At 67.8% G+C, this 17,005-nt stretch carries 13 protein-coding genes; 8 read left to right on the top strand and 5 right to left on the bottom strand.

All coding sequences use genetic code 11. The annotated features are described in order from the left end of the window. Positions 1–375: 375 nt before the first annotated feature. From AWB94_RS16405 to AWB94_RS16395, 3 genes are read left to right on the top strand one after another with little or no spacing between them, the layout of a single operon-like run. The gene (locus AWB94_RS16405; protein WP_062656237.1) at positions 376–1,122 is read left to right on the top strand and encodes a hypothetical protein; all 747 of its coding nucleotides are present in this window, start codon (positions 376–378) and stop codon (positions 1,120–1,122) included. After that, a complete protein-coding gene (locus AWB94_RS16400) occupies positions 1,119–3,242 on the top strand; it encodes an Rv1355c family protein (protein ID WP_062656236.1) in 2,124 nt (707 codons plus the stop codon). The genes AWB94_RS16405 and AWB94_RS16400 overlap by 4 nt, the downstream gene beginning before the upstream one ends. 26 nt (positions 3,243–3,268) lie before the next feature. Further along, positions 3,269–5,113: a putative bifunctional diguanylate cyclase/phosphodiesterase gene (locus tag AWB94_RS16395; protein ID WP_062656235.1), complete on the top strand. Its 1,845-nt coding sequence runs from the start codon at positions 3,269–3,271 to the stop codon at positions 5,111–5,113. Here the strand turns inward: AWB94_RS16395 and AWB94_RS16390 are convergent. Next, positions 5,110–5,859, bottom strand: a complete 750-nt coding sequence (locus AWB94_RS16390; protein WP_062656234.1) for an FAD-dependent oxidoreductase — start codon at positions 5,857–5,859, stop codon at positions 5,110–5,112. The genes AWB94_RS16395 and AWB94_RS16390 overlap by 4 nt on opposite strands. A 360-nt stretch (positions 5,860–6,219) precedes the next feature. Between AWB94_RS16390 and AWB94_RS16385 the strand changes: the two genes are divergently transcribed. The 3 genes from AWB94_RS16385 to AWB94_RS16375 are packed head-to-tail and all read left to right on the top strand — an operon-like array spanning position 6,220 to position 10,066. Further along, positions 6,220–7,452, top strand: coding sequence for an acyl-CoA dehydrogenase family protein (locus AWB94_RS16385; RefSeq protein ID WP_062656233.1), 1,233 nt, complete (start codon positions 6,220–6,222; stop codon positions 7,450–7,452). Further along, positions 7,453–8,559: an acyl-CoA dehydrogenase family protein gene (locus AWB94_RS16380; protein WP_062656232.1), complete on the top strand. Its 1,107-nt coding sequence runs from the start codon at positions 7,453–7,455 to the stop codon at positions 8,557–8,559. Positions 8,560–8,605: 46 nt separating this feature from the next. Continuing rightward, positions 8,606–10,066, top strand: a complete 1,461-nt coding sequence (locus tag AWB94_RS16375) for an AMP-binding protein (RefSeq protein WP_084395089.1) — start codon at positions 8,606–8,608, stop codon at positions 10,064–10,066. Here the strand turns inward: AWB94_RS16375 and AWB94_RS16370 are convergent. Next, positions 10,063–10,830: a DUF2127 domain-containing protein gene (locus AWB94_RS16370; RefSeq protein WP_062656231.1), complete on the bottom strand. Its 768-nt coding sequence runs from the start codon at positions 10,828–10,830 to the stop codon at positions 10,063–10,065. The two genes, AWB94_RS16375 and AWB94_RS16370, sit on opposite strands and share 4 nt — an antisense overlap. 165 nt (positions 10,831–10,995) lie before the next feature. Here AWB94_RS16370 and poxB point away from each other — a divergent pair, with 165 nt between their 5' ends. Together poxB and AWB94_RS35155 are read left to right on the top strand one after the other, a co-directional pair. Further along, positions 10,996–12,726: a ubiquinone-dependent pyruvate dehydrogenase gene (gene poxB, locus AWB94_RS16365; RefSeq protein ID WP_062656230.1), complete on the top strand. Its 1,731-nt coding sequence runs from the start codon at positions 10,996–10,998 to the stop codon at positions 12,724–12,726. A 185-nt stretch (positions 12,727–12,911) separates the two neighbouring features. After that, the gene (locus AWB94_RS35155) at positions 12,912–13,061 is read left to right on the top strand and encodes a hypothetical protein (protein WP_165605304.1); all 150 of its coding nucleotides are present in this window, start codon (positions 12,912–12,914) and stop codon (positions 13,059–13,061) included. 72 nt (positions 13,062–13,133) lie between these two features. On the opposite strand, the gene AWB94_RS16360 is transcribed toward AWB94_RS35155, so the two are convergent. The 3 genes from AWB94_RS16360 to AWB94_RS16350 form a co-directional block, all read right to left on the bottom strand. After that, positions 13,134–13,940 (bottom strand): hydroxypyruvate isomerase family protein, encoded by an 807-nt coding sequence (locus AWB94_RS16360; RefSeq protein ID WP_062656229.1) that lies wholly within the window; start codon positions 13,938–13,940, stop codon positions 13,134–13,136. Positions 13,941–13,943: 3 nt separating this feature from the next. Next, on the bottom strand, positions 13,944–14,678 hold the full coding sequence (locus AWB94_RS16355) for an SDR family oxidoreductase (protein WP_084395088.1): 735 nt from the start codon (positions 14,676–14,678) through the stop codon (positions 13,944–13,946). Between the two features lie 100 nt (positions 14,679–14,778). Continuing rightward, positions 14,779–16,842, bottom strand: coding sequence for an acyltransferase family protein (locus tag AWB94_RS16350; RefSeq protein ID WP_062656228.1), 2,064 nt, complete (start codon positions 16,840–16,842; stop codon positions 14,779–14,781). Between the last annotated feature and the right edge of the window lie 163 nt (positions 16,843–17,005).

The following is a 17,005-nucleotide window of genomic DNA, read 5'->3' as shown; positions in this document are numbered from 1 at the left end:
CCTGCGTAGGGTGCGGACGAATCACCGGGCCCCTCCTCAGTTCGCGCGGACCGCGGGGTGCGTGTCGAGTCGCAGGCCCCGGAAGGGTCTGCATCCCCGGTCAGCAGTATTGACCAGACAATTATTGACACGGCCTCCAATTTTTGCCGTAACCTAGGCTCGGCGGATGTTAATTGACGCCCAAACAATAAAAGACGTACGTGTACACATTGCTGGTCAAACACCGATTCGCAAGCAGCAAATAGTTGGCATTTCCGGTCAGAAGTTTCCGCTGGAATTACTCCTGAGTATGACGATACTTATTTGACCTATTTGAATAAGCATGGAAATGCACGTCATCGCGGAAGCGGTGCCGGCGACTCGATCGGGGTACAGATGAGGGCTTCCTTGGCCGAGGCGGCGACACCGGCACTGCCCGCAGCCACGACTGCGCACTGGCACGACGGCGCCACCGGCTGCACCCTGGTGCTGAGCACGCCGTCGGCCGAACCGGAGCTCTGGGACGACTTCATCGACGGCGCGACGGCCAGTTACCGGGAACACGGCGCGGAGCGCGCCATCGACGTCGACGTCCTGCGCGATCCCGCCATGACATCGCTGTTCCTGGCCGCGATCGACCCCGATGGCACAGTGGTCGGCGGCGTGCGTGCCCAGGGGCCCTATGTCGACGTCGAGCAGTCGCACGCCATCGTCGAATGGGCGGGCCAACCCGGGCTGTCGGCGGTGCACAAGATGATTGCCGACCGCATCCCGTTCGGCGTGGTGGAGATCAAGACGGCCTGGGCCGGCAAGCACGACCGCGGCCGCTTCCTGACCGCTGCCCTGGCCCGGATGCCACTGCACGCGACCGCGATCCTGGGCGCCAAGTTCGCGATGGCGACCGCCGCCGACCACGTGCTCGACCGCTGGCGGTCCTCCGGCGGTATCGTCGTCTCCCGCATACCCGCAACGCCGTACCCGGATGCCAGATACCAAACCAAGATGATGTGGTGGGACCGTGCCGAATTCACCCGCTCCGCTGAGCCCCAGCAGATCTCGACGATCCTCGCCGAGTCGCGAAACCTGTTGCCCCTCATGACCGATCTCGACGACGAGGCCACCGCCGCCGGGAGTGACGCGTGACCGATCCGGGCAACGCGATCACCCTGTCCGACGACCATCCCGACCAAGCCGAGCTGCTCCGGCAGTTGCGCGCCCGCCCTGATATCGAATTCGTCGACCACCGGGAAACCCAGCGCACCGCCCTGCGCGCGCTGAACCCGGTGCCGGCGGACGACATCCTCGACGAGCCCCCGCGGTGGGTCTACTTCCCGTGGCGGCGCGCTGTGGTGGCGATGCTCGGCCCACTGGGTTTCCGCCGACTCCGGCTCGACCGGAACCGCAATCTGATCACGCTCGACGAACAACACCGCCTCGGCCAGTTGCGTATCGGCGTGGTGGGGCTCAGCGTCGGTCATGTCATCGCCCATACCCTCGCCGCCCAGGGGGTCTGCGGTGAACTGCGGCTGACCGACTTCGACAATCTGGAGCTGAGCAATCTCAACCGGGTGCCCGCGACGGTTTTCGACGAGGGCCAGAACAAGGCGATCGTGGCGGCACGCCGGATCGCCGAGATCGACCCTTATCTGACCGTGCACGCCGACACGTCGGGAATCACCGCCGACACGATCGACCCCTTCCTGGACGGCCTGGACATCCTCGTCGAGGTGTGCGACTCACTCGACACCAAGGTGCTCGTCCGGGAGGCCGCACGGGCCCGTCGCATCCCGGTGCTGATGGCAACCAGTGACCGCGGCCTCGTCGACGTCGAGCGGTTCGACCTGGACCCGACACGTCCCATCCTGCACGGATTGCTCGGCAACGTGGAAACCGCCGGGCTCGCCGGCCTCACCAGCGCCGACAAGGTGCCCTACGTGTTGGGCATCCTGGATGCCGGTCAGCTGTCGGGGCGGATGGCGGCATCGTTGTGCGAAGTGGGCGAGACGTTGTCCACCTGGCCGCAACTGGCCGGTGAGGTGACCCTCGGCGCTGCGCTGATCGCCGAGGCGGTGCGGCGCATCGGCTCGGGCGAGCCCCTGCCCTCGGGCCGGGTACGCATCGATATCGGCGCCCAGCTGGCACAGTCCACCGATCCTCGTGCGGCACAGCCGCTGTCCCGCGCACACCAGGATGATCCTGCGGAGCCGGGTGAACCGACATCGGTACCTGCGGCTATGGCGGCCGCCGCGATCCGTGCGCCGTCGGGAGGCAACGCTCAACCGTGGCACATCGATATCGGGCCGGACTCCCTGACGGTGCGCATCGATCCGGAGCGCACCACCATGATGGACGTCGAATTCCGCGGCAGTGCCGTCGCGTTGGGTGCCGCGGTGTTCAATGCGACCGTGGCAGCCGCGGCCCACGGCCGTGGCAGCGAGGTGCTCATCGGAGCCGGTGGTGAACGCTCTCCCCTGGAGGCCGTCATCACACTCGCCGGCACGGCCGAGCCGGAGCTGGCCGAACTGTACGGCCCGATGCTCGACCGCGCCACCAATCGGCATCACGGTTCCGGCCGGGAGATCTCGGCGCATCTGGCAGAGCTGTTGCGCACCACGGCCACCCGGTTCGGCGCCCGCCTGCACCTGCTCACCGCCGGGCCCGAGATCGAAACCGGAGCAGCCGTGCTCGCGGCGGCGGACCGAATCCGCTACCTGACGCCGAGATTGCACGCGGAGATGTTCTCCGAACTCTGGTGGCCGGGAGATCCCAAACCGGAGTACGGAATCGACGTGCGCGGTCTTGAGCTGCCGCCGTCGGACCTTGCCGTGCTCGACGTGTTGCGTCGCCCGGATGTGATGGCGCACCTGGCTCGTTGGAACGCCGGTGGCGTGTTGGGCGACAACACCCGCGACCGCGTCAGGGCGGGGGCGGCGTTGGCAGCCATTTCGTTTTCTGGACACACCCTTGCCGATTACGCCCTCGCGGGACAGGCCGTCGAGGCGGTCTGGATCACCGCCCAGATGCACGGTCTGGCCGTGCAGCCCATCTCTCCGGCCTTCCTCTACGCGCACGACGAGCGCGAATTGGACGCGTTGTCGCCGGCCTTCACCGATGAACTGCGTTCCCTGCAATACACTTTCCGGAAGTTGATCGGCGCCGGACCACAGGAGGCGCAGGCGTTGGTGTTTCGACTCACCGACGCCCCGCCTCCGTCGGTACGGAGCCGCCGTCAGCATCCACCCCGCCAGACCGCGTCGCCGTGACGGCAACGCCCGCACAAGAGGTAGAGGTGCCGCGACCCAGTCTGGAGCTACTCGTCACAGCGGTCGCAACTCGGCTGATCGCCGTCGATTCGGCGACCGCCATCCCCGTGAGCAGGCAGGTGCTCGCCCAACTCGTCGAGTATTTCGACGTCGACTTCAGCTTCCTGCGACACAACGACCACGCGATCCATGCCACCCGGCTGGTCGCCGAGTGGCCGCCCAGGCCCGAAGGCGAGGGCCCGGATCCGCTCGCGCTGATCTACTTCGCCGATGCCGATCCGGTGTTCAAGCTCGCCGAATCGCTCAAGGAACCTGCGGTGTTCGACCGCAACAAGACGCTGGACTACCAGCGCACCATCGAGTCGGGCCGGCACATCCCCACCACCTCGATGGCCTGTGTGCCGCTGTTGTCCGGCGAAGTGACCACTGGGGTGTTGGGTTTCGTCAAGGTCGGTGTCCGGCAGTGGAGCGACGAAGAACTCAACGCCCTCATGGCCATCGCCTCGCTGTTCGCTCAGGTGCAGGCCAGGACCGAGGCCGAGGACAGACTGCGGTTCCTGGCCGAGCACGACGATCTGACCGGACTGCACAACCGCCGGGCCCTGACCGCGCATCTGGACGAGCGGCTACGGGCCGGCAGGCCGGGTCCGGTGGTGGCCTTGTTCTTCGATCTCGACAGGCTCAAAGCGATCAACGACTACCTGGGGCACATTGCCGGCGACCGGTTCATCAGGGCGCTGGCCGAGCGGCTGGCCGCGGCCGTCGGCCCGGCCATGATCGCGCGCCTCGGCGGTGACGAGTTCGTGGTGGTTCCGGACGCCGTGATGACCGCCGCGGAAGCGGAAGAACTGGCCTACCGGCTGCAGGCCGTGCTGCGCGAACGAGTGCCCATCGACGGCGAAATGCTCACGCGCACCGTGAGCATCGGTGTTGCGCTCGGTGTCCCCGGCCGCGACACCACGTCTGACCTGCTGCGCCGAGCCGACCAGGCGGTGCTCACCGCGAAGGGCACCGGTGGCAACCAGGTCGCGGTGTTCTCCGACACGATGGAGCTGGAGAACGAATTCCGCAACGATATCGAGCTGCACCTGCAGAACGTGGTGGAGACCGGTGCCCTGTTCCTGCGCTATCTCCCCGAGATCGATATGCGCACCGGACGGATACTCGGCGCCGAGGCGTTGGTGCGCTGGCAGCATCCGACGCGTGGTTTGCTGTCCCCCGACTCGTTCATCGGGGTGGCCGAGTCCATCAACCTTGCCGGCGAACTCGGCCGCTGGGTGATGCGGACCGCGTGCGCCGATTTCGCGCGGTGGCAGGCCAACGGGCTGGGGCAGGACACGGTGCTGCGGGTCAACGTGTCGCCGGTCCAACTCGTCGGTGACGGATTCGTGGAATCGGTGGCCGGTATCTTGCACGAGTTCGGGCTGGAGCGCAGCTCGGTGTGCTTGGAGATCACCGAGAGCATCGTGGTGCAGGACATCGAGACCGCCCGCATCACCCTGGCCGGACTGCGGGACGTGGGCGTGCAGGTGGCCATCGACGACTTCGGCACCGGATACAGCGTGTTGTCACTGCTCAAATCCCTGCCGGTGGACGCGATCAAGATCGACAAGAGTTTCGTTCAGGATCTCGGTGCCAGCCCCGGTGATCTCGCCATCGTCCGCGCCATCATCGCGCTGGCCGAAGCCTTCGGGCTGGAGTTGATCGCCGAAGGGGTGGAGACCGATTCGGCCGCACTGACACTGCTGCGGCACGGTTGCCATCGCGCCCAGGGTTTTCTGCTGTCCCGCCCGATCTCCAGCGACGCGATGGAGTCGCTGCTGCGCCAACGCAGCGTTCCGGTGGATTTCTCGACGGGCTTGCGGCCTTAGCCGGGCAGGTCCTCGGTGTGCACCAGTTCCAGCCGCACGAATCGGCTTCCGGCCAGGCCGACGAGCGCGAACTCTCCTTCGGCCGGTACCGCGGGCAGGGCCGGGATGCGGGCCGGTGCCAACGCCAGCCCGTGCCGGACGTGCACCGTGTACTCGCCGTCGGGGGTGTCGAACACCGCGCCCACCACCTGCCCCTCCTCGAACACCAGCCGCTGCAGCGCCGCGTCGCCGAGCACGGCAATGTCCCGCGCTCGCACCGCATCGGCCATCCAATCGGACACCGCCCGACCGTCCGCCTCGCCGAGCGTGGCCACGCCCACCGAACGTCCGTCCGACGTGCGCCGGGTGGCCGGCCAATGGTCGACGGTGGTGAGCACGGCACCGTACTGGGACGCCAGGCAGGTCGCGGCCCACGCCGGCAGCTGCGCCCCGTCGAAGGTCTGCACCACCGCCTTACCCTTACCCGAGCGCGGCCGGGGTGTGGTGTGTACGGTCCGGACGGTCAGGTCGGCCGAGGCGGGTTCGGCCGGCGCCACCACGCCCGCCGTCAACTCGGACAGGTACTCCTCGGTGAGTGGGTCCTCGGCGATGGGGAGCCATCCGCGGGCTCCGGGCGGCGCGTCCGGGCCGCCCTCCGGTGGGGTGGCGATCAGGACGTCGAGCCCGGCGTCCGCGGCCAGCACCGCGTAGGCCCGGCCACCCGGGCCCGCCCCCACGGCCAGCACCGCAACTTCGTCATCCCACATTTCTCGTTAGCGTCCTCACAGTTGCTCAATTTCGATCGCCGCGTACGCAGTTGGCTTTGAGCAACAGTGGCGATGAGGTCGGACGGCCCCGAGCATCGCGGCTGTCCCCGTAATCAACACATGTGAAAGTACCCGATCGCGGTCGCACCGTGTCGCGCCCACCCCGGTTCACAACGAGGAGCCGCGGTCCACGCAAGGGATCGAGGGGGTTTGCCAGCGTGGACCGCGGCAACGCCATGAAGATAGCACCACGCGATCTGGAAGGCCCGGGTAAAACCCTGTCACGAACCGTCGTCCCGGCAAGATAGAAGTGGAAGTTATATTACGTAGTTAGATAGCCGACGGAGAGGCGGGCGAAGGATGGATCTGAGTTGGTCGGCGGCGGATTCCGCCTTCCGCGACGAGGTGCGCGCGTTTCTCGCCGCCGAGCTCACCCCCGAACTGCGACGCGCGGGTCGGCTGATGACCAGTGTGTACAGCGATCACGAGGCCAGCATGCAATGGCAGCTGATCTTGCACAGCCGGGGCTGGGCAGCACCGGCATGGCCGGTGCAGTACGGCGGATGTGATTGGAGCCTGACCCAGCACTACATCTTCAGCAGGGAATCGCAGCTCGCCGGCGCTCCCTCGTTGTCGCCGATGGGAATCCGGATGGTGGCGCACGCGATCATCAAGTACGGCACCCAGGTACAGAAGGACTTCTTCCTCCCCCGCATCCTGACCGGCGAGGTGTTCTTCTGCCAGGGCTATTCCGAGCCGGAGGCGGGTTCGGACCTGGCCGCCCTGTCCATGTCCGCGGTGTCCGACGGCGACGACCTGGTCTGCACCGGCAGCAAGATCTGGACCACGCACGCCACCGAGGCCAACTGGATGTTCGCCCTGGTGCGCACCTCCCGGACCGGCAAGAAGCAACAGGGCATCACCTTCGTCCTCGTCGACATGACGACACCGGGTATCCAGATCCGGCCGCTGGTCATGACCTCCGGCGAAGAGGTGCAGAATCAGGTGTTCTTCGACGACGTGCGGGTGCCGAAGGCCAACGTCATCGGCCGGATCGACGACGGCTGGACCGTAGCGAAATACCTGCTGGAGTTCGAACGCGGCGGTGGCGCCGCCGCTCCCGCCCTTCAGGTGATGGCCGAACAGATCGCCGAGGTCGCCGCGACACAGCCCGGTCCGGCCGGTGGTGTGCTCCTCGACGATCCGGCTTTCGCCCGCAAGTTGGCCGATGTCCGGATCCGCACCGAGGTGCTCGAAATCCTGGAATACCGGGTGCTGGCGGCGCTCGCCGGCGGCGGGCATCCGGGCGCGGCATCGTCGATGCTCAAGATCATCTCCACCGAATTGAGCCAGGCGCTCACCGAGTTGCTGATGGAGGCGGCCGGCCCGCGCGGTCGGGCCTACCAACCGCACGCCACCTGCCCGGGTGGGCCGATCGCCGACTTCGTCGCGCCCGAGGACGGCTACCTCAGTGGGGAGCCGTGGCAGGCGGTCGCCCCGCTGCGCTACTTCAACGACCGGGCCGGTTCGATCTATGCCGGCAGCAACGAGATTCAGCGCAACATCCTCGCCAAGGCGGAGTTGGGACTGTAAATGGACTTCACCCTTTCCGACGAGCAGGAGCTCCTGCGCGACGGCCTCACCAAGTTCCTGTCGACCCGGTATCAGCTGCAGTCCAGCCGGGCCGCCGCCAAGACGGGTGCCGGCTGGCAACCCGAGATCTGGCGAGCGTTCGCCGACGAGCTGGGCATCCTCGGCGCTGCGCTGCCCGAGCGGGTCGGCGGAATCGGCGGCGGCCCAGTCGAAGTCATGGTGATCGCCGAGGCGTTGGGGTACGCACTGGTGGTCGAGCCGTATGTGGATACTGCCGTGGTGGCCGGTGGTCTGTTGTTGAGAGCCGGCGCAAGTGAACTCCTGCAGAAGCTGGTCGCCGGTGACGCGATCGTCGCACTGGCCGCAGCCGAGGTGCAGTCGGGTGATCACTGGCAGGGTGTGACCACCGCCGCCCGCCCCGACGGTGACCGCTGGGTGCTCGACGGTGCAAAGATCGTGGCGCTCAACGCTCCCCTGGCCACTCACCTGCTGGTGACGGCAACGACGCCGGCCGGGTTGTCGCTGTTCCTGATCGATCGCGGCGGTGACACCGCCGGGCTCACCCTGCGCTCGTTCCGCACCGTCGACGACCGCTGGGCCGCCGACATCCACCTCGACGGGGTCCGGGCCACGTTGCTCGGCGAGGAGGGGGCGGCCTGGCCGTCGCTGGCGCAGGCCCGTGACGAGGGCGCCGCCGCGGTGTGCGCCGAGGCCGTCGGGAACATGCGAAAGGTGTTGGCCGACACCGTCGAATACAGCAAACAACGCCAGCAGTTCGGCGCCCCGATCGGCAGCTTCCAGGCGCTGCAGCACCGCATGGTGGATATGCACATGGAACTCGAGCAGGCGGTGGCCGCGGTGTATCTGGCCGTGTTGAACCTGCAGGCCGAGCCCGATCAGCGGGCCAGGGCGGTGTCGGCGGCCAAGGCGACCGTGGGGCGGGCCGCCCGGTTCATCGGCCAGAACGCGGTGCAACTGCACGGCGGGATGGGTATGACGGAGGAACTCGCGATCGGGCACTACTTCAAGCGCCTCACCGCCGTGCAGTACGAGTTCGGGTCCACCGACTTTCACACCGCGCGCTACGCCGCTCTCACCAGGGCGTGACGGTCACACCGGGTTCGACGCCGACACCATGGCACGATCGGAGCCCATGACCGCGCTGCTGCTGCATGAGCTGATCACCGCGGGCGCCGCCGAGACGCCCGACCGGCCCGCCGTCATCGGCCCGGACGGAACGTCGATCAGCTTCGCGCAGTTCGACGATCAGATCCGCGCCACGGCGGCGTGGATCGCGGCGCGCAGCCGGCCGCGTGACCGCATCGCCGTCATCGCCGACAACAGCGCCGGCTATGCGCGCCTCTACTACGGTGTGCCACGCAGCGGGCGCACACTGGCGCTGATCAACCAACGATTGAGCAGCGCGGAGCATCGGGCCCAACTCGAGACGGTGCGGCCCGCGCTGGTTCTCGGCGACTCCCGTTATCTCACACCGCTGTCCGGGACCGGCCTGCCGCTGGTGTCGTTCGACAGCCCCGAATGGCACGGCCCCGTGCAGCGGTACGACGACGTGTCCGCGGATCCCGACGCCCCGGCCTGGCTGTTGTTCACCAGCGGCTCCACTGGCGAACCCAAGGGTGTCCTCCACACGCACCGGTCACTGCTCACCGCCGCACGCGGGACTATCGCCGGCCGGTCGGTGCGGCCGGGTGGGACGTATCTGCTGCCGTTTCCGATGTGCCATATCGCCGGTTACAACATGGTGGTGCACCACGGTGTCGGTGCGACGGTGCTGCCGGTGCCCGCGTTCCGGCCGGACGCCTTCGTCGCGGCGGTGAACACGTACGGCGTCACCGCGTGCTCGCTGGCCCCGACGATGCTGCACAGCCTGCTCGATCATCTGGACGAGACCGGCACCGAACTGCCCACCCTGCGCGATATCGCATACGGCTCGGCGGCCATCCCGGCCGACCTGTTGGAGCGGGCGATCACCGGGTTGGGCGCCGATTTCCATCAGGGGTACGGGATGACCGAGACGGGCGGCAACATCACCTTTCTCGGGCCCGACGATCACCGCTGCGGGGACCCTGCGGTGCTGGCGACGGCCGGACGGCCGCATGCCGGCGTGCAGATCCGCATCGCCGGTCCCGGCCCGGTCGGCGAGATCCTGGTCCGCGGTGCACAGGTCGCCGCCGGCTATTGGCCGGACACCCCCGCCACCGTCGACGGTTGGCTGCACACCGGCGATCTCGGTTACTTCGACGGTGACGGTCGTCTGGTGGTGTCGGACCGGCTCAAGGACGTGATCATCACCGGCGGGGAGAACGTGTCCTCCCGGGAGGTCGAGGACGTGCTGTGCCGGCATCCCGGCGTGGAGCGGGTTGCGGTGGTCGGTGTGCCGGATCCGTATTGGGGCGAGGCGATCTGCGCCGTGGTGGTCCCGCAACCCGGCGTGGAGGTGACCGCCGCACAGCTCGTCGACCAGGTGCGCGGCAGCCTCGCCGGCTTCAAACGGCCCCGGCACGTGTTGTTCGTCGACGAGCTCCCGCTGACCGGTAGCGGCAAGATCGCGAAACAGGCGGTGCGCCAGTACGCCCGGGACCGGCTGGGTTAGGGCACTGCGCCTTGCAGGCCGGCCCGTTCCACGCTCATCAGGCTCTCGGTGTGATGCTCGGCCCAGTACGCCTTCGCGCCGCCGTTGAGTCCGAAAAGCCGCTTGCTCCAGAGCAACCAGACCACGGCGATGACGTTGATGACCACCGCGGCCACCCGCAGCACGGTGATCTTCTCGGTCAGCTCGTAGATCTCCAGCGGCAGGAAGGCACTGGTCGCGACCACCGCGAAATACTCACCCCAGCGCTTCATCAACCACAGCCCGGCCGCCTCCACCAGCTGGGTGCAGGCGTAGGCGGCCAGCCCGACCGCGATCCACAGCAGCGTCGTGGGCGACAGCGAGAACGCCTCGCCGATATGCCGGATGATCTTGGAATCGTCCAGGTTCCAACCGATCTGGTCGGCCAGCGGACGCAACAGCGGCAATTCCTGCTCGAACGCCTGCTTGAGGTGCTCACGTTCACCGCGGACCTTGAGCACCCCGCCGGCGGCCAGGAGCAGCAGCAGCGCGCGAATCACCCGCTCGGCGGCCAGGATTCGCATCAAGGTGCGGTCCCGCAGCAACCGGCCACGCGGCACCTCGGGTGCAGTGTCGGCAGGCCCGCGGCCGCGCGGCGGTCCGACGACGAACGTCTCGCAGCGCAGGCAGCGCCACGCCTCGCCGACCGGGGTGTCCACGCGCAGCCGCTCACGCAACTCGGGCTCGTCGGGCGCGAACGTGGCATGCCCGCGCAGGCCACACGACCGCAGCGCGAAATTCACCATGCCGGGCACCTTACCGGCGCGAGGTTTACTCGGGTTGCTTGTAGCGGTTCAGGAAGCCCAGGCCGGCGATCGCCGGGCAGATCACTACCGATCCGAACTTTCCGCGGGCGGACACCGTCGCACCACTCCCGGTGCGCGCATCGCGCGGCGCCTAGGGTTGAGCACATGACCACAGTCGCCGACCACGTCATCTCGACCCTGCGCGCCAGCGGGGTGCAGCGCGTCTACGGATTGCCTGGGGACAGCCTGAACGGGCTGACCGACGCCATCCGGCGGTCCGACGGTTTCACCTGGGAGCATGTGCGGCACGAGGAAGCCGCCGGGTTCGCCGCCGCCGCCGACGCGGCCCTCACCGGACGCCTCGCGGTGTGTGCGGGCAGCTGCGGACCGGGGAACCTGCACCTGATCAACGGACTGTTCGACGCACAGCGCAGCCGGGTGCCGGTGCTGGCGATCGCCGCGCACATCCCGCAGGCCGAGATCGGGTCGCAGTACTTCCAGGAGACCCGGCCGCAGGAGCTGTTCCGCGAATGCAGCGTGTATTGCGAACTGGTCACCACCGCCGAGTCGGCGCCCCGCGTCCTGGAGATGGCGATGCGCGCCGCCGTCGAGGAGAACGGTGTCGCCGTCGTGGTCGTCCCCGGTGAGATCTTCCTGTCCAAGATCGCCGACGTGCGCGTCACCCCGGTCCTGCCCGCCCATCCGGTGGTCCGCCCCTCCGATGACGAACTGCGGCGGGCGGCGTCAATCCTCAACGGCGCCAGCAACATCACCATCCTCGCCGGCGCGGGCGTGCAGGGCGCGCACGACCAACTGGTGCAGCTGGCCGAGACCCTGCAGGCTCCGGTCGTGCACGCCTTGCGCGGCAAGGAATTCGTCGAGTACGACAACCCGTATGACGTCGGGATGACCGGTCTGCTCGGCTTCGCCTCCGGTTACAAGGCCATCAAGGAAGCCGATGTGCTGCTCATGCTGGGCACCGACTTTCCCTACCGGCAGTTCTATCCGGAGAACGCCACCGTCATCCAGGTGGACATTCGCGGCCGCAATCTGGGCAGGCGCACCCCTATCGACCTCGGGCTGGTCGGCACCGTCACCGATACGCTGGCCGCCCTGGCGCCACTGCTCACCGCCCGGCACGACCGCACCCATCTGGACCGGTCCCTGAATCACTACCGCAAGACCCGTCGCCGGCTCGACGAGTTGGCCGTCAACGACCGCGACCGCACCCCCATCCGCCCCGAGTACGTGGCGGCCGTAGCCGATCGGCTGGCCGCCGACAACGCGGTGTTCACCGTCGACGTCGGTTCACCCGTGGTGTGGGCGGCGCGGTACCTCACGATGAACGGCAAGCGCCGGCTGCTGGGTTCCTTCAACCACGGCACCATGGCCTGCGCGCTGCCGCTGGCGATCGGTGCCCAGACCGTCAACCGGGACCGGCAGGTGGTGGCGTTCGCCGGCGACGGCGGACTGACGATGCTCTTCGGCGAGCTGATCACGCTCGTCCAGAACCGGTTGCCGGTCAAACTGGTGGTGTTCAACAACTCGTCGCTCAACTTCGTCGAACTTGAGATGAAGGCGGCGGGCATCGTCACCTTCGGCACCGACCTGGAGAACCCGAACTTCGCCACCGTGGCCCAGTCTCTCGGCTTGTTCGCGCGCCGGGTGGAGAATCCGGCCGACCTTGAGTCCGCGTTGAGCGCGGCGCTGGCGCATGACGGGCCGGCACTGGTGGACGTGGTGACCGCGCGGCAGGAGTTGTCGATTCCGCCGGCGATCACCGTCGAACAGGCAAAGGGCTTCTCGCTGTACGCAATCCGCACCATCATGGCCGGCCGCGCCGACGAACTGCTCGACCTGATGACCACGAACGTGGCGCGCCGCATCCTCGACTGACGAATGTGACGGCGAACACCCCAATTCGCCTGAGCTGTATCGAATCTCACACCGCGAAAGTTGCTTTACACAGAATTAACAAGCACCATCGAGGTGTTCCACATACTGGGCGATCCCCAAACTGTGGACGTCGATGAACAACGAAAGCCCCCGTAACCCGGGGGCACTTTCAAGGAGTGAGAAGAATGTCTTTCGCGAAGTTTCGCGCCGACGTGAAGCGTGCCAACAACCGGCGGCGCCTCTACGCGCGGATCAACGCAATGCCCCACTCGACGGTTCGTGAGGAACTGATCGCGGTGGCGCAGCGGTACGAACTCGAAGATTCCGCACGCTGATCCGCTGATCGAAAACGATCTGGCAGACAGAGCCGGTGGCCCACGCGGGCCCCGGCTCTGATTTGTTCTGGGCTACCGCCACGGGCTGCCGCCGCGCCGCCCCTGCGGTAACCAGCCGAACGGGTCGCCGTCGGCGGCCACGTACTCCAGGCTGACATGGCCCTGGTAGCCGCGACGGTTCAGCTGGGCGAGGTGGCCCGCGAAGTCGATCGTTCCGGTGCCCGGCATGCCGCGCCCCGGTGCGTCGGCGATCTGAACATGCCCGATGCGCTCGGTGTAGGTCTCGATCACCGCGTCGAGATCATCACCGTTGACTCTCAGGTGATAGAGATCGGCCAGCAGCCGCAGCGATGGCGATCCGACCCGGTCCAGTACCGCGACCACGTCCGCGGCCGTCCGCAGCGGATACCCGGGAACCGCGCTGAGCGGTTCGACGAGGACGATCGCGCCGACCGTGTCGGCCCGTGCCGCCGCATGAGCCAGGTTCTCGGTGGCCACCGCGTCTTGCGCTTCTACCGGCAGGCCGTCGATCCGGTTACCGTAGAGCGCATTGAATCCCTTGGTGCCCAATCGTTCCGCGATACCGATCGCGACGTCGACGTTGTCCCGGAACTCGGTCCGCCGAGCCGGATCGGACAGCAAGCCACGCTCCCCCGCCGCCATCTCACCACCGGCGAAGTTCAACGCCACCAGCGCCACCCCGGCGTCGGCGACGGCCCGGACGAACCCGTCGACCTCGGCATCACCGGGCACGGAATCAGCGAAGGGCCACCAGAATTCGACCGCCTCGAAACCCGCATCCCGCGCGGCCTGCGGCCGCTGCAGCAGCGGCAGCCGGGTGAGCAGGATCGAGCAGTTGACGACGTAGCGGGCGCTCACGACTCATCCACGCCCGTAGTACGGCATGGCGCGAGCCATCACGGTCAACTCGGGTACCGAAACCTCAAGCGGCATATCGACGAGGTGGGCCACCGCCCGGGCGACATGCTCGACGTCGAAGGTCGGCTCGGCGGCCAGGGTTCCGTCGGCCTGCAGCGTCTCACTGAATCCGGCGGTCATGTCGGTCGCCGCATTGCCGATGTCGAGCTGGGTGACGCAGATGTCGAGGTTGCGCAGATCCAGCAGCATCGATGCCGTCAGCCCGCTGATCGCATGCTTGGTGACGGTGTAGGCCAGGCTTTTCGGCCGCGGCCGGTGCGCAGACAGCGAGCCGTTGTTGATGATCCGCCCGCCGCGAGGGAGCTGCGCGGCCATGATGCGCGCGGCCTCGCGGGCGCAGAACACCGAGCCGTCGACGTTGGTGCGCCAGACGTTGTGCCACTGGTCGGTGTCGATATCGGCGATCGATGCGGACGGCCCGAAGATCCCGGCGTTGTTGAACAACACGTCGACCCGGCCGAAGGCCGACGCCGTGTCGGCGAACAAGGCCTGCACCGACGACGGATCGGTGACATCGGTGGGCACCACGCGCGCATGGGGCCTGCCGTCGGCGGTCTCGACGAGCTGCTCCGGCCGGCGTCCGGCCAGCACGACGCGATGTCCCGCGTCGAGCAGAACCCGCGCCGTGGCACGGCCGATCCCGCTACCGGCGCCGGTGATGACGACAACCTTGATCACCAGGGGATTGTCACACGGAGCCCCGCCGACATTGCGCCGCCCGTGCCGTCCCCGGTCCGGGGCGAATCCGGCTGGCGGAGGGAAGAGGCGGCGCGCCGATTCACCCACCGGGCTGTCGGATCAGCAGCTCCGGCCCGGCAGCGGCGACGATCGGGGTCCCCCGCGCCGCCAGCAGGGCGGTGACATCCGCGCCGACCAATGGCGCCAATTCGGCGCTCATCCTCGCCGTGAGATGCGAACCGTCGCGGTACACCAGCGTGTCCCCGATGATCGCCGGGCACGTCCTGTCGTTGCACAGATAGTCCGCGTAGTCCAGATAGGCGGCCGGTCGGCCGGCCGCCAGCTCCCGCTCGGTCTCACGGATGCGCCGATCGAGCGCGACGGCGCGCGGTAGCGCACAGCGCGGGGCGTCATCGACGAAACGCCCGAGGCAGATCGACGGTGTGACACCGATCGACGGCGTGTCGGCGAAGATTCCGACGCGGGACGCCTTGGGGAGGTGATCGAGAAGGGTGGCCAAAGCGCTCCCCCAGTCCCCGGCCGGGTCATCGGAGCGGCTCAGGTAGTTGCGCGGGTAGCCGGCGAGCAGGATCAGGTCGGGCTTCGCGCCGGCAAGTCTGTCGATCACCGCGCTGCGCCAGGCCGCGCATGCCGCGTAGTGCGCGATGGCGATCGGAACGGCCGGGCACGCACTCTTGGTGTGGCTGTCCAGCCTTATCACCCCGCGCTCGGCGAGCGCCGCCAGAGCCGGATACCACTGGGTGGCATGGGAATCCCCGAACAACACCACCAGGGGTGCTGCCGGGTCCGTGCCGGTCAGGCAGCCGGCGGCGTCGGTGGACCACTGCGACCGGTGACAGCCGTTGGTGTACACGACGGGCTGGTCGCTCTCGGCGGTATCGAGGCCCGGGTTGAGATTGTCCGGGACATACGGCGTGCCTGCGGGTTTGAGGCTCAGCGACGTGTGTGCGAACGGTTTGGCGACGCTCAGCGGAGGATTGATCGCCACCGAGGCCGTCGCCCCGGCGACGACGATGGCGGCCATCCCGGCCGCGGCCACCGCGAAGGTCCGGCGCGAACGCGCCCCGGTCAGCCATACCGCTCGCTGGCCCGGTTGTTCCACATAGCGGTAGAGCAGCCAGGCCAGCGGAACGCATGCCGTCGCCGCGACGACGCGCAGCCAGAGCGGCAGGGAATGCATGTATCCGGTCGCGGCGACGGGCAGCATCAGGATGGGCCAGTGCACCAGATACAGCGAGTACGAGATGTCACCGAGCCAGGTGAGTGGACGAACGCTCAAGAGGGCGGCGGGGCCGCGCGCGACGGGTCCGGCTGCGATGAGCAGTGCCGCGCCGGCGACCGGAACGACCACCGCGTACCCGGGGTACTCGGTGGTGGTGGAGAAGAGCACCCCGGTGCCGACGATGGCGCCCAAGCCCAGCCAACCGGCCAGCGGTGCAATCGAAGTCGGCAGAATCCGGCCGCGCCGGAGCACACCGAACGCCACCAGGGCGCCGAGTCCGAACTCCCACATCCGCGCGGGCAACATGAAGAACGCATTCGCCTGGGAGAACCCGGTCAGCCAGACGCACAGCGCGAACGAGACGCCCGTCAGCGCGGCGAGCGTCACCCCGAACCGCCACCCCAGCGCGAACCGGCCGAACACCAGCGCCAACAGGACGGGCCACACCAGGTAGAACTGTTCCTCCACGCCGAGCGACCAATAATGCAGAAACAGCGAGGGCGTCTTCTCCGCCAGGTAGTCGGTCGCGTTGTAGGCGAACAAGAGGTTGGGAATGTACAGCGCCGCCGCGACCGCATCTTTGACGACGTAGCGGAACTGCACGGGTGATACCAAGACCGTCGACGCGACCAACGTGGCGACGATGACGAGGAACGCCGCCGGCAGCAGGCGCCGTGCCCGCCGTGCGTAGAAGGCGCCGTAGCCGATATGGCCGCCGCGCTGCAGGCCTTCCAGCAAGTGGGTGCTGATGAGAAAGCCCGAGATGACGAAGAACACGTCGACGCCCACGTAACCACCGCCGAAACCGGGGATCTCGGCGTGGAACAGGAGCACCAGGGCCACCGCTACGGCGCGCATGCCCTGGATGTCGAGGCGCTTGGATCGTCGACCCGGCTCGAACGACAGCTTCGGCACGGTCACGCGTGTTGTTGATTCCGCAAAGGCGAGTCGGACATGGGCGAAGAATAGGCGACCACCGGCCCAGCGGCTGAACGGCTAGATGACCTGGCGGTATTCGGCGACGCGGCAAGCTGCGGCACGCCCGCAGCAAATACTCACAGGAAAGCGGATCTAGTTAATTCTC

The sequence above is a fragment of the Mycolicibacterium canariasense genome, from assembly GCF_002101555.1.
GTDB classification, from domain to species: Bacteria; Actinomycetota; Actinomycetes; order Mycobacteriales; family Mycobacteriaceae; genus Mycobacterium; species Mycobacterium canariasense.
This window is presented reverse-complemented; position numbering and strand designations above follow the sequence as displayed.

Excerpts from the sequence above, each read along its gene's own strand:
- AWB94_RS16405 (WP_062656237.1), top strand. The coding sequence starts at position 376 with ATGAGGGCTTCCTTGGCCGAGGCGGCGACACCGGCACTGCCCGCAGCC.
- AWB94_RS16390 (WP_062656234.1), bottom strand. The coding sequence starts at position 5,859 with ATGTGGGATGACGAAGTTGCGGTGCTGGCCGTGGGGGCGGGCCCGGGT.
- AWB94_RS16385 (WP_062656233.1), top strand. The coding sequence starts at position 6,220 with ATGGATCTGAGTTGGTCGGCGGCGGATTCCGCCTTCCGCGACGAGGTG.
- AWB94_RS16380 (WP_062656232.1), top strand. The coding sequence starts at position 7,453 with ATGGACTTCACCCTTTCCGACGAGCAGGAGCTCCTGCGCGACGGCCTC.
- AWB94_RS16375 (WP_084395089.1), top strand. The coding sequence starts at position 8,606 with ATGACCGCGCTGCTGCTGCATGAGCTGATCACCGCGGGCGCCGCCGAG.
- AWB94_RS16370 (WP_062656231.1), bottom strand. The coding sequence starts at position 10,830 with ATGGTGAATTTCGCGCTGCGGTCGTGTGGCCTGCGCGGGCATGCCACG.
- poxB (WP_062656230.1), top strand. The coding sequence starts at position 10,996 with ATGACCACAGTCGCCGACCACGTCATCTCGACCCTGCGCGCCAGCGGG.
- AWB94_RS35155 (WP_165605304.1), top strand. The coding sequence starts at position 12,912 with ATGTCTTTCGCGAAGTTTCGCGCCGACGTGAAGCGTGCCAACAACCGG.